A 12538-nucleotide genomic window follows, 5' to 3' on the forward strand; every position below is an offset into this window, starting at 1 on the left:
CAATCTATTTATAGTAAGATAGAATGAATTTTGACGAGCACTATGAAAGATGGGCATGCATGTGAAAGACGGCATGCCTTGTGAAAAGGGGCCTTGTGAAAAAGGGGCCTTGCGGCCCCTTTGACGGAAATCGTGGATAGGTAACGACCTACGGCTTCAGGACTTCGCCAAGGGCGCCGCGTTGCACCAGTCATAAATGGAAAGTGCCATGACTTTGATGGACGCAATGTAGTCGTCGATCGACACATACTCGTCATTGGCGTGCATGATGGCGGTCGAGCCAGGGCCGAAGATCACCGTGGGTGTATGACCATAGCTGTTGAGGAAGCGGGTATCGGCAGCACCCTGGCGTCCGCTTATGGTCGGCTCCTTGCCGGTGATTTCCGTATAGTTGCGGGAAACGGTTTGCACGATGGCATGGTCGCGCGGGATTTCGGAGGCCTCGGCATCGTAGCCGACGAACCGCACCTGAGGGGGGTGGTCCTTCATCCACGGATCCTTGGCCGCCGCCTCGGCGATCTTCTTCACCAGGCTTTGCTTGACCCCTTCGTGATCTTCTCCGGGCACCGTGCCGATCGAGCCCTTGAGAAGTGCCGTCGCCGGGAAGGCGCTCGGATAGTTGCCGGCCTGGAACGAACCGATGATGCACGGCAAGGAATCGATTGCACTCGGATAAAGCGGATGCGTGACCGTTGCGACGCGCTCGTCTTCCATCTCCTGCACTGCAGCGACGATCTTCTGACCGAGCGTGATGCCGCTGACGCCGAGATAGCGCTGCTGGATGCCCGCCGGTTTGCCCTGAATTTCGATCTCGAACCAGATGCGCCCGATGCATGCGGGCTGCACATGCAGGTCGCTGGTCTCGCCCGAGATGCCAGCGTCGGCCGAGTAACCGCGGATGACAGTGTCGAGCGTCCCATGACCGCTGACTTCCTCATCGATCACGATGTTGATCAGCACATCGCCCTTGAGATCGATGCCGAGCTCCTTGAGATACTGCACGGCCAGGATGTGGCTGGCGACACCGCTCTTCATGTCGCAGGATCCGCGGCCGTAGATGCGGCCATTCTCGATTTTCGCCGACCACGGATTGTCGCTCCACCCCTCGCCGTTGCCGACGGGAATAACGTCGGTGTGGCCATTGAGCAGCAGCGAGCGCCCGCCGCCAGAACCCTTCGCGCTCGCTACGATGTTGGGCCGCCCTTCATAGCCACGCGCGACGGGTCGGTAGCCGGGATGCTTCTTGAGCTCTTGCCAGTCGGTGTCCCAGATGTCGACATCGAGGCCGATCGTATTCAGGTATCCGTGAAGAAACGCCTGGATTGCCGCCTCGTCGCCGGTGACGCTGGGGATCGAAACCATCTTCTGCAGGAAGCGCACCGCTTCGTCTTTTGAGGCGTCAACTTTGTCCAATATTCGTTTGCGGTTTGGGTCAGTCATTTCAATCTCCCGATAAGGCGGCGTGTCGTTCGCAAAAAAGAGATCCGTCCTGCCCGCGGTGAGCGCAAACAGGACGGAGTTGGGGTCAGAGAGCCTTCAGGCGGGGGATGATTTCACGCGCGATGGTTTCGATCTGCTTCATCTCGTATTTGTAGGGAACGAAGATGATCTTCTGGACGCCGGCATCGATGTGAGCCTTGAGCTGCTCGACGCAGTCGTCGACCGAGCCCATGATCGCGCTCTCGCGGGTGCAGTCGCTGTGTTCAGGGAAATCCCATTCCTTGTTGAGCCAATCCATCATGTCTTCGCGGACGGCTTCCTTCGAAGCGCCGACCATGATCGGCAGCTGCGAGGCGCTCATCACGGAGTTCGGGTCCTTGCCCGCTTCCTTGGCGAAGCCGAGGACCTTGTCCCACGACTTCTTGAAATCCTCGGCACGGTAGAAATAGGTGAGCCAGCCGTCGCCGGTGGTTCCTGCGCGCTTGAGTGCCGCATCCGCATAGCCGCCGATGAGGATCGGAAGGTGCGACTGTGCCGGCTTGGGGTACATCACGGCTTTCGACATGTTGTACTCGAGCTGGACGCCGGTTTCCGGATCCGCAATGCTGTATTTCCCGGTCACGCGGTCTTCGGTCCAGAGCCGGCGCATGATCTCGAGGTTCTGGTCCATGATCTTGCCGCGCTTGGAGAAAGGCAGGCTCATCGCATCGAATTCGCGTTTGTACCAACCGGCCGCCATGCCCATGATCATGCGTCCGTTGGACAGCTGGTCCATGGATGACAGCTGCTTGGCGAGAGCCACGGGATTGCGCAGCGGCAGTACGAGGATGCCCGTACCCATGCGGATCTTGGTCGTCCTTGCCGCGATCCCGGTGAGTGCGGTCAGCGAGTCGATGATCGGGAAGTTGGGGTCGACGCCAAGCAGCATGTGGTCCCAGACCCACACGGAGTCGTAACCGAGTTCCTCGACGCGCACGCCGTATTCCACGAGCTTGCGGGCGTCGGGCATGTTCGGATAGGCCACGAAATTGCGCGCGGCGATGCCGAAAGTCTTTGTAATCAGTGTCATGGTTCTTCCTCCGGGAAAATCAGGCAGTGAAAAGCCGCTCGGGATCGAGCTGTCGCAGGATTTGCAGTTCACGGGTGGTTGGCGGCTCGGTGAGGTGAAGATTCTCATCGAATTCGAGTTCGAAGCCGGTGTTGTCCTGCACTTCCTCGCGGGAAACGCCGGGATTAAGTGCCAGCACGCGCATTCGACGGGTGGTCTCGTCGAAACCGAAGATCGCGAGTTCGGTAATCACGCGGAACATTCCGCCAGCAGGTAGACCGCTTTCGCGTCTGGAGTTGCCGCCCCGGATGAAGCCAGGGCTGGTGATGAAGTCGACCTTCTCGACGAAGCGCCGCTTCTCGTGCTTCATCGCAACGATCATGTTGGTGAGGCTCGAGATGTCATTGCCGCCACCCGTGCCAGGCAGGCGCGTCTTCGGTGCGGCCGGATCGCCGATGAAGGACGAATTGAGATTGCCGAACTGGTCGATCTGGGCCCCACCCATGAAACCGATGTCGACATAACCGCGCTGCAGAAGCAGCAGAACGTCGGCGCTGCCGAGCACCATGTTGGCGCGCTTGGTGCAGCGCTGATCGTTGGTCGATGGTGGCAGTTTTCCCGCCTCCACGAAGGCGCCGACAACGCCTCCTTCAAACAGGATGGTCAGGCCTGGGCAGCGCAGTTGCTGGGCAAGAGTTGCCGCCAGCAACGGTGTTCCGACACCGGCGAAGACCACCTGGCCATCCTTGAGCTGGCGCGACGCCAGGATCGCGAGAATTTCAGAGGCGGTGTAGTTGCGGGCTTCAGTCATTGTAGATGCTCCTGCCGCGCTGACTTGCTTCGAGAAGCTCTTCAAGCCCAATCAACTCCAGGTATTCGTTCCAGTTTTTCGGCCCGTAGAAGTACTTCTCAAGGTACTCCTGCATCCCCTTCACCGGATCGGCATTGACCTGCTTCACGTAGGCGTCCATATGCTTGAGCATTGGTTCATAGATGCCGAAGCATTCATGCGGGGCCGCGCCGTAAGGAACCTCGACGACCGCATCCACACAGAGGAAGGCGATCTTCGTCTGATCGGGGTGACGGCGGATCTGGTCATTCGACACGATGCGCTCGGTGGTCAGGATGACCTTGTTGGCTGCAAGCGCGAGGTCGATGTCCATGAATTGCAGGCCATCGATCTGGGCGTTGCCGTAGGCGTCGCAGCGCTGAACGTGGATGAGCGCAACATCAGGGTTGAGCGCCGGCACAAGCAGAAGCCTTTCGCCCGTGAATGGGCAATCGATGGGCTTTGCCTCTGGTCGCTGCCGCATCACGTCCGAGCCGAGCATTGCACGCATTGGCAGGAAGGGAACGCCCATGCCGCCGGCGCGGAACCGCATTCCGACACCCATATGGCTCCACTCCTCGTAGCGCCTGCCTTGCGTTTCGACGTGATGGCGCATCACCTTGGAGAGGCCCCAGAGGATGCCCTGGGCGAACCAGCTGGTGATGATGTGGTCCGAAACCCCGGACCCAAAGAGAAGGTCACCGTCGGTCGACACGATGCAGCGCGAACAGGAAAGGTTCTGCCGGCGCTGGCGGATGATCTCCCAGATCAAAGCCATCGGTGTCCGAGACATGGTCGAGCCGCCAATGCCGACCTTCATGCCGTCCTGGACGAGCCCTGCCGCTTCCTCTAGCGACATGACTTTTTCGCGCAGGCTTCGATCACGTGCTGCGAGGTTTTCCCTCAGCCGTGAGTATGGCTCGAGTTGAGCTTCAAGCACTTCGTTTCTCCTTTAGCTCGCCACGGACAGCGTCCGCAGCTAATTCAGGCCGACTTCGGCATTGAATTCGGTGATGAGTTCGTCCCAGGCGGATGCGGCGTCGGCGGCCGCACGCCAAAACGACTGGTCGCGCCGGGCGTCGAAATCGCTCAGCGTCACGCCCTGCTGTTCAACCCAGGTGTAGTAGCCGAGATTGAAAACCCTGCGCCGCTCGCGCGCCGTCATTTCGATCAGGCTGTCAGCAACAGCTTCGTGCAGGCAGCTAGCCAGCAGATGCTCGACATCTGCCTCGGAAACGCCGCCGCTGAATTCACCGCGCCCAATCGCCTCCATCTCGCTCGAATAGAGGCTGGCGCCGTCCGTCGCGATCGTCATGACAACGTCGTGCGGCCCGAAATTCATATGCTTGGCCAGCTTGATCGAGGCGATGATGTTGGCAATGCCCGAGATGCCGATGTCGTCGAGGAAGGATAGCTCTTCGTCTTTCAGGCCAAGGCGATATGCCAGCAGATGCCTGCCTCCGGGGGTGTTGAAGAGATAGTTCAACCGATCCGTCGATCGATCCGAAACACCGACCACGAAATCCAGATTTAGGACATTATGAATCAGGGGCACATGCTTGTCGCCGATGCCCTGGATGTTGTGCTCGCCGTATCCGCTTTCGAGCAGTGTCGGGCATTCCAACGCTTCGACGGCGGCGATCCGCGTCCCGTAAGACTGTTTGAGCTTGTCGCCGGCTGCAATCGTCCCTGCTGACCCCGTTGCCGAGACGAACGCAGCCAGCCTTGCCTGGCTGTTCTGGTCCCGGACATCGTCGAAGACCCGCTCGCAGGCAGCACCCGTGCAGGCGAAATGCGCCATATAGTTCGGGAAGGCCGAAAACTGGTTCAGAATGACGTTGTCAGCGCTTTGCGCCAGTTCGTGACACTTGTCGTAGATTTCCTTGACGTTGCTTTCGGTGCCGACAGTGCGAATGATGTGAGACGGATCAGAAGCCCAGCGCTCAAGCCACTCGAAGCGTTCTCGGCTCATGCCTTCGGGCAGGACAGCGACACCATCGCAGCCAAGGATTCGTGATACCGCAAGGCCGCCGCGACAGTAGTTGCCCGTCGACGGCCAAACCGCCCGATGCCGGCGCGGATCAAAACGTCCCGAGACGAAATAGGTCACCAGCCCGGCGTAAGCCGGCAGCACCTTATGTGCACCGATCATCGGAAAGCGGGCGCCGAGCAACACCACTATCGGTGCCTCGACCCCAGTCAGACTGCGCGGCAATACGACATGGGCAGGCACCGCTTGCTGCCCTCGCCGGTCGTCCGAATTGAACCAGTTCACACGCCACAGGTTCAAAGGATCTGGCGCGTCAGGGTCAACCGACTGCAAACGGTCAAGGATGGATGGCGGAATTGGCGCCGACCCAGCAAGCTGGGAGAAGGTTGGCAATACAACGCCACGGCTGCGCGCGCATTCGACGGCGGACCTGCGAATGTCGCCATCAACCACTTCAACCTTGTCGAGAAGGCCGCCTCCAGGTGCAGGCATTTCCGTCATCTCCTTGTAGAGTCTGGCTGTCGCGCAATCATTAAGTCATATTATCATCCTAATGTTAGTATGACTAGCCTATAGCAAAAGATTTCCACGGCGAAACCAGCTCGCAATAGGGCTGTCAGCCAGCGCAGACCGGTTCGCGTGCAGAGGTGCTTTCAGAGGCAGTTCGCGCAGCGGCAGCGGCGAAGGCCCGTTCGCGCGAGACTGCGGGGGCATCGCCGTAAACAGTGTTGCGCATCCTCGGCTGGCGGCCCGCTTTGCGGATGATGGCCTCCATGTGCTGAGGGGTCATCTCCTGGCCATGGCTGGCGCCGGCGGACCTTGAGATGCTTTCGTCCATCAAGGTTCCACCGAGATCGTTCACGCCGGCGTTCAGGCAGTGCCGCACGCCCTCCTGCCCAAGCTTCACCCATGACGCCTGGATGTTGGTGATGTGCGGATGCAGTGTCAGACGCGCGACGGCGTGCATAAGGATGGCTTCGCGGAAGGTCGGCCCTGGACGCGACCGGCGCTTGAGATAGATCGGCGCCTCCATGTGAACGAATGGCAGCGGCACGAATTCGGTGAACCCGCCCGTTTCCATCTGCAGGTCACGAACCCTGATGAGATGGCGCGCCCAGTGTTCGTAACCCTCGATATGGCCGAACATGATCGTTGCCGTCGTGCGGAAGCCGAGTTTGTGGGCAGCGCGCATGACGTCGAGCCATTCCTGCGTGTTGATCTTGTCCGCACACAAGGTCGCCCGCACCTCGTCATCAAGGATTTCGGCTGCCGTACCCGGCAATGTGCTCAGACCGGCCGCCTTCAGCTGCGCGAGAAAATCGGAAACCGACATGCCAAGTGTCTTTGCGCCCTGCCAGACTTCCAGCGGCGAAAACGCATGCATGTGCATGTTCGGAACCGCCTCTTTCACCGCCTGGCAGATCTCGAGATATTTCGCGCCCGTATAGGACGGATGGATACCTCCCTGCATGCAGACTTCAGTCGCGCCGCGCTCCCAGGCACCGCGCACACGCGCTGCGACCTCACTCATCTCGAGATCGTAGGGGCGGCCGCGCAGGTTCTCGCTGAGCTTGCCCTTCGAAAAGGCGCAGAACTGGCATTTGAAGTAGCAGATGTTGGTGTAGTTGATGTTGCGGCACACGACATAGCTGACGGTGTCGCCGTTGACCCGCCGGCGCAGAGCGTCGGCCGCCCGACAAACAGCGGCGAAATCGCCACCCCGTGCCCGGAACAGTGTGACGATGTCGTTTTCAGTGAGCATCGTCCCCTCGGCCGCCTTGTCCAGGACGGCACGCACTCTCCCACCGACACGGTTGGGAGCTGCGCTGAGCAGAAACGCCTCGGTTGCGGGGATGGGATCGGAGCGGCCTGGGCACCAGTCATCGCTGCGTGGCCAGCCCTCGGCGTCGATCCGGTTGTAGAGAGGAAAGCGCAGATCCGCATCGACCCATTCCAGGGGTTTTCTGGCAAAGGAGGGATAGATCGCCAACCGTTCGACCAGGTCCTTGCCCGCCATTGAGGTCACGTCAGAGAGTTCGACGAGTTGCGGCCAGGGTGCTTCAGGATTGACGTGATCCGGCGTGACCGGCGAAACCCCTCCCCAATCGTTGATGCCTGCGTGAACGATCTGCTCCAGCGCGCCTGGGCTAAGATTGGGAGGGGCCTGGATGTTCATCCCTGGCTCGAACAACAGCCGCGCGACGGCAATGGTCCAAAGATGATCCTCAAGCGCCGGCGCTTCGATGTCGGCCATTCTGGTTCCAGCCTTGGGGCGGAAATTCTGGATGATGATTTCCTGGATGTGCCCGAATTCATCGTTAAGGTCGCGCAGCGCCAGCAACGAGTCGATGCGCTCGGCCCGCGTCTCGCCTATGCCGATCAGAATGCCCGTCGTGAACGGAACCTTCTTTTCGCCGGCACGGCGGATGGTGTCCAATCGCGCCGCAGGTGCCTTGTCGGGGGAACCGTGATGGGCGCCGCCCTTCTCGCACAGCCGTTTCGATACACTCTCCAGCATGATTCCTTGCGAGATCGAGACGGACCGCAGGGCCGCGAGGTCCTCGCTCGTCAGCAAACCTGGATTGATGTGCGGCAGAAGTCCGGTCTCCTTGAGGACGACCGCAGCCATTTCGGCAAGATAAGAAATGGTCGTCTCGTGCCCGAGTGCCTTCAGTTCCTCGCGCGCAACGCGATAGCGCAGCTCCGGCTTGTCGCCGAGCGTGAACAGCGCTTCCTTGCAGCCCGCCTTCTTGCCGGCTTCGGCGATCGCCAAAACCTCGTCGCGGGTCAGGAATGCCCGCTGCCCCTTGCGCGGCGGATGCGCGAATGTGCAGTAGTGGCAGACGTCTCGGCAGAGTTGGGTCAGCGGAATGAACACCTTGCGGGAATACGAGACCTGGTCGCCGTGAGCCCAGTCCCGACGATGGCGCGCAGCAGACAGCAGCGGCTGGAGATCATTGATCTCGACCAGGTTCAGCGCCTCTTCGCGGTTCAGTCTCCGTTCAGGCGCGAAATCGTTGAGAAGCGCAGCGTGGTTCATGGCGACAGAGGCTCCTGGGTAGGGCCGGGGCAAGCAGGGGGAACATCCTTCCCAAGGCGCGCGAGCAGCCGGCGTGTCTGAATTGCTGGTCCATCCGTGTCCGACCAGAGATCGGCGGGCACATCGATATCGTGTCCGGCTCCTTCGAGGGGGAGCACGACAACTTCCAGGCCCATCGCCCGGGCTATCGCAAGGTGGCGCCTGAAGCTGTGCAGCCCAAAGGAGGGGTCCATGACGTGGGGCGGAGAGAACCCGAGCAGGTTTGTTCCGCCATCACGGTTTGCCGGTGTGATCACGACGTTACAGTCGGCGAGCGCCGACAGGGCCAGTTCGATCTCCTGGGCACTCAGAAAGGGGATGTCGCCTGGGATGACCAAGACACCGGCATAGCCCTCGGCTGCGAGTGCCCTTTGCCCACGCCTTACGGCATTGTTGATGCCGGCATCATCGAGGTCGTCAATGACTACGGCGTTGTAGTCGTTTGCTATTGAAGCGACGGCGGTGTCGGAAGTGATGACCGCAATCCCCCCCAGCTGAGGGACCTTGGAGAGGACATCGAGCACATCGCGCAACATTGCTTCCGCAAGGCAATTCCGCTCGCCTGTCGTCAGATGCGGAGCCAGGCGGGATTTTGCCCAGCCCAATCGTTTGACAGGAACGAGAGCGCATATCTTCGAAGCTGCAGCAATCGTGGCCATCAGTGTCAGCCTCCGAATTGCCGCTGCGGGGTCGACACGAGGTGGCGCGCAAAATCGAGCGCCTCGCCTGCGAGCCGGACGCGATCTTCATCCGTGTTCATCAGCGATGAAGCCGTACGAACCGCGCAGCCGGCGATTTCGCGTTCCTGTTCATCGCTGTGGTCGATGATCAGTCCATCGATCAGGTCGAGATAGTGCTCGGCGATTGCCTTCGATGTCCTGGGCACGCCAAGCTCGGTCATGATCTTGTCCGTCGGCCCCTTGACGGCCTTGCCGCCTATGATGGGCGACACTACGACCACGGGTGCGCTCGACTTCTTGATGGCCGCCCTGATGCCCGGCACCGACAGGATGGGATCGATGCTGAGAAAAGGATTTGACGGGCAAACAATGATCGCCGTCAGTTGCGGATCACCCAGAGCGGACAGAACCTCAGATGAGGCGCGCGCTCGCACCGAACGTTCGAAATGAATGCTGTCAATGCGCGGGGCGCAACGCCGTTCTACAAAATAGCGTTGGAACGGCAGCACTCCCTCCGATGTCACCACGGCGGTGCTGATTCGGTCGTCACTCATCGGCAGAACCTGCGCGGCAATCCCGAAATGTGCTGCGAAACTGCTGGTGATGGCGGAAAGCGTCTCGCCGGTCCTCAAACGCCGCGTTCGTTCGACGTGGATGGCAAGATCTCGATCGCCGAGCTGAAACCAGGTCTCGCCGCCGAGTGTCGACAGCGCCTTCATGAAATTCCAGCTCTCGTCCTGCCGGCCCCAGCCGAGTTCGCGATTGGCGAGGCCCGACAACGTATAGAGAACGGTGTCGATGTCGGGGGAGACTTTCAGGCCGAGGTGCTCGAAATCATCGCCTGTATTGACGATCAGCGTGAGATCGTTGCCGAGAAGCCGTTCGAGACCGAACGCGAGCTTGGCACCTCCGACACCGCCACACAGGGCAACCACCCGACCCGTTGATTTGGAAGCGCTCATCGGAACATGTCCCTCTCGCGGGAGCGGATCAATGATGCCGCCGGCCGCGCGGGCGCGGTTGGCCGATATCCGCGAATAAGAACCACCGGCAAGCCTTCGTTGGCTTGCCCCATCATCAGCGAGGCTGCCGAGGCGATCTCGTCTGCGACAGCGATCTCGGTCACCTTCAGTGTTCGGCCGAACAGGTCCTCGGCGCCGACCCGATCAACCAGCGCCGGCATTCCTGCAGCTCCGATCGCAACGCCAACCACGCCATTGCGCCATGGGCGGCCAAAGCTGTCGTTGATGACGACGCCGCAAGAGACCCCGAACATCTGATCAAGCCGAGCTTTGAGGACAGATGCAGAGCCATCGGGATCGCGCGGGAGCAACAGGACGCGGCTGCCGTTGGCATGCTCGATGTTGGATTCATCGATGCCGGCATTCGCCATGACGAAGCCAAGCTTATGAGCAACCACGATAACGTGCGGCCCGACCTTGACGACCTCCTCGGCCTCGCGCAGCACCACTTCGACGTGGCGCGGATCCTTGCCGACTTGTGCGGCGATGTCGCGGGCACGTTGCGACGGCTCGACGCTATCAAGTTCGACGTAGAGACCGTCTGCCTTGGAGACGACTTTCTGCGCCACCACGACGATGTCATCGTCCATCAGACCTAGCCCACACTTGCGCAGGGCCTCTTCGATCAGGCCGGCGAGATCGTCCCCGGGAGCGATCAGGGGCAATCCAGGTATTGCATGAAGCGAGAGCGAGACGGATGCCATGGCAGTTTACGCAGCGTTTGCGTCCTCGAGTCCGGTGATTGCGATGCCGGCACCGGGAACTTTGTATTGACGGTTGATCCAGATCAGGACCGATGTGAGCGCTTCGGCCGCGGCCGAGTTTGCGAGAACGCCACCACCGACACCACGGTTGGCGACGGCGCCGGCGAGTTCAATGACCTGATTGCGGGCCTCCTTGTCGTCACTGAACACCAGAACGTCGCACTCGGCTCGTCCGCCCTTGTGCAGTTTGGCCGCACCAACATTGTGAAAGGCGGAGACAACGCGGACCCCCTCCCCCAGCAGTCCCTGGGCGATCTGGGCCGCGGAACCAGCGCTGGGAAGCTGTACGGTGGAGACTTTCGGAGGCACCAGCGGCACAGCCGCGTCAACGACGATCTTGCCCTGAACGACGTCCTTGATTTCGGCGATCGTTGCGTCATGGCTTGCGAATGGCACGGCCAGCACGACTACGTCAGCCAGCCTGGCGGCGCCAACATTGTCTTCACCGACAATGCCTGCTCCAAGTTCGGATGCGAGAGCAACTGCCTTGTCACGGCTACGCGAACCGATCACGACTTTGTAGCCGGCGGCAGCCCAGGCCTTCGCCAGGCCGGAACCGAGGTCTCCAGTTCCACCAATGATTCCGATTACAGGCTTGGACGAGTCGGACATCGTTCCTCACATTTGAAGTTGGAGAGCAGGATTGCGCTCTGTTGGGCCAAGCCATTTGCATGCTCGCCAATGTGATGAACATACTATCAATAGTAAGATAAGACAAGTTGGATTTGCGCACTCATCCGACGCATCGCGCAGCCTGCCATTTTGGCCAATTGTAAGAACAATCCGCGCTACTTGATCGGCATGACTGCAAGTGGCGCAGGGATCGAGCCCGAAGGGCGCTTGTTGTCGACACCTCGCTCTCGGGCCTGCGCGTCGTGCGCGAGCTCGACACCATCATCCGCTGGCGCCGCCGGCCCGACACGATCGTCTCCGACAACGGCACCGAGCCTCGATAGCGGTCCTGCGATGGTGCCGGCGGACCGGCGCCGAATGGCACTACATCGCGCCGGGCAGGCCGATGCAAAACGCCTTCGTGGAGAGCTTCAACGGGCGCTTCCGGGACGAGTGTCTCAACGACACGCTGTTCTCGACCCTATCCGAGACCCACAGCGCCATCATCTCATGGAAGGAGGATTACAATCACCACAGACCACATTCGGCCCTCGGCAACATGTCGCCGGTCGAGTTCGCAAGGAAATCCACGCTGGAAAAACAGGCCGCATAAGGCCAGAAACGAAACCCAGGACTCTCCCTCAAACCGGAGGAGATTGCGGTCTCAGGTCCGATTATCTGCTCTTCCGTGAACCGCGATGGTCGCATCGCCGGGGAAGCGGAGCTTGTTGCCAGCGGCGGCTGCGGTTTCGGCTCGGCGGGCACTGGCATCCAGATAGCAAAAAGCCCGCACGCGGCGGGCTTTTTGTATTTGGTTGGTGGGCCAGGATTTGGCCTTTTTGTCCCGCTTCGTCGGCTTTGCCTTGTTGCGGGCCGCTGATGCGGTTTCAGATCGACCGTCACCAGCATGTAAATACACAAAAGCCCCGCTTGTGGCGGGGCTTTTATGTATTTGGTTGCGGGGACAGGATTTGAACCTGTGACCTTCAGGTTATGAGCCTGACGAGCTACCGGGCTGCTCCACCCCGCGCCACCGGACTTTTGCCTGAGGCAAAATGTCCTTTTTCAACGCTT

At 60.4% G+C, this 12538-nt stretch carries 10 protein-coding genes, 1 tRNA gene and 1 pseudogene; 1 reads left to right on the plus strand and 11 read right to left on the minus strand.

What is annotated here, in order from left to right:
- Window positions 1–156: 156 nt before the first annotated feature.
- From IHE39_RS27240 to npdG, 10 genes are all read right to left on the minus strand, one after another.
- Window positions 157–1440, minus strand: coding sequence for an ArgE/DapE family deacylase (locus tag IHE39_RS27240; protein ID WP_184770877.1), 1284 nt, complete (start codon window positions 1438–1440; stop codon window positions 157–159).
- 85 nt (window positions 1441–1525) lie between these two features.
- Entirely contained in the window at window positions 1526–2509 is a 984-nt protein-coding gene (locus IHE39_RS27245; RefSeq protein WP_192568693.1) for an LLM class flavin-dependent oxidoreductase, read from the minus strand.
- Between the two features lie 19 nt (window positions 2510–2528).
- Complete coding sequence (locus IHE39_RS27250) at window positions 2529–3299, minus strand: CoA-transferase subunit beta (protein ID WP_184770880.1); 771 nt, start codon at window positions 3297–3299, stop codon at window positions 2529–2531.
- Window positions 3292–4257, minus strand: a complete 966-nt coding sequence (locus IHE39_RS27255; protein ID WP_184770882.1) for a CoA transferase subunit A — start codon at window positions 4255–4257, stop codon at window positions 3292–3294. The genes IHE39_RS27250 and IHE39_RS27255 overlap by 8 nt, the downstream gene beginning before the upstream one ends.
- A 39-nt stretch (window positions 4258–4296) precedes the next feature.
- Window positions 4297–5799: a pyridoxal-phosphate dependent enzyme gene (locus tag IHE39_RS27260; RefSeq protein WP_192568694.1), complete on the minus strand. Its 1503-nt coding sequence runs from the start codon at window positions 5797–5799 to the stop codon at window positions 4297–4299.
- Between the two features lie 124 nt (window positions 5800–5923).
- Entirely contained in the window at window positions 5924–8347 is a 2424-nt protein-coding gene (gene cofH, locus IHE39_RS27265; RefSeq protein WP_192568695.1) for a 5-amino-6-(D-ribitylamino)uracil--L-tyrosine 4-hydroxyphenyl transferase CofH, read from the minus strand.
- Window positions 8344–9045: a 2-phospho-L-lactate guanylyltransferase gene (cofC, locus tag IHE39_RS27270; protein ID WP_192568696.1), complete on the minus strand. Its 702-nt coding sequence runs from the start codon at window positions 9043–9045 to the stop codon at window positions 8344–8346. The genes cofH and cofC overlap by 4 nt, the downstream gene beginning before the upstream one ends.
- Window positions 9046–9050: 5 nt before the next feature.
- Complete coding sequence (cofD, locus tag IHE39_RS27275) at window positions 9051–10028, minus strand: 2-phospho-L-lactate transferase (protein ID WP_184770890.1); 978 nt, start codon at window positions 10026–10028, stop codon at window positions 9051–9053.
- Window positions 10025–10792 (minus strand): coenzyme F420-0:L-glutamate ligase, encoded by a 768-nt coding sequence (gene cofE / locus IHE39_RS27280; RefSeq protein ID WP_192568697.1) that lies wholly within the window; start codon window positions 10790–10792, stop codon window positions 10025–10027. The genes cofD and cofE overlap by 4 nt, the downstream gene beginning before the upstream one ends.
- 6 nt (window positions 10793–10798) lie before the next feature.
- Window positions 10799–11464 carry an NADPH-dependent F420 reductase gene (npdG, locus tag IHE39_RS27285; protein ID WP_192568698.1) on the minus strand — a complete coding sequence of 222 codons (666 nt, stop codon included), beginning with the start codon at window positions 11462–11464 and terminating at the stop codon, window positions 10799–10801.
- A 224-nt stretch (window positions 11465–11688) separates the two neighbouring features.
- Here npdG and IHE39_RS27290 point away from each other — a divergent pair.
- A pseudogene (locus IHE39_RS27290) lies at window positions 11689–12077 on the plus strand (integrase core domain-containing protein); the annotation flags it as partial.
- A gap of 340 nt (window positions 12078–12417) precedes the next feature.
- Here the strand turns inward: IHE39_RS27290 and IHE39_RS27295 are convergent.
- Window positions 12418–12494, minus strand: a tRNA-Met gene (locus tag IHE39_RS27295).
- Between the last annotated feature and the right edge of the window lie 44 nt (window positions 12495–12538).

The organism is Aminobacter carboxidus (assembly GCF_014863355.1).
Taxonomy (GTDB): domain Bacteria; phylum Pseudomonadota; class Alphaproteobacteria; order Rhizobiales; family Rhizobiaceae; genus Aminobacter; species Aminobacter carboxidus.

Coding starts and splice junctions, on each gene's coding strand:
- IHE39_RS27245 (WP_192568693.1), bottom strand. CDS start 2,509: ATGACACTGATTACAAAGACTTTCGGCATCGCCGCGCGCAATTTCGTG.
- cofC (WP_192568696.1), bottom strand. CDS start 9,045: ATGGCCACGATTGCTGCAGCTTCGAAGATATGCGCTCTCGTTCCTGTC.
- IHE39_RS27260 (WP_192568694.1), bottom strand. CDS start 5,799: ATGCCTGCACCTGGAGGCGGCCTTCTCGACAAGGTTGAAGTGGTTGAT.
- IHE39_RS27240 (WP_184770877.1), bottom strand. CDS start 1,440: ATGACTGACCCAAACCGCAAACGAATATTGGACAAAGTTGACGCCTCA.
- npdG (WP_192568698.1), bottom strand. CDS start 11,464: ATGTCCGACTCGTCCAAGCCTGTAATCGGAATCATTGGTGGAACTGGA.
- cofE (WP_192568697.1), bottom strand. CDS start 10,792: ATGGCATCCGTCTCGCTCTCGCTTCATGCAATACCTGGATTGCCCCTG.
- IHE39_RS27250 (WP_184770880.1), bottom strand. CDS start 3,299: ATGACTGAAGCCCGCAACTACACCGCCTCTGAAATTCTCGCGATCCTG.
- cofD (WP_184770890.1), bottom strand. CDS start 10,028: ATGAGCGCTTCCAAATCAACGGGTCGGGTGGTTGCCCTGTGTGGCGGT.
- cofH (WP_192568695.1), bottom strand. CDS start 8,347: ATGAACCACGCTGCGCTTCTCAACGATTTCGCGCCTGAACGGAGACTG.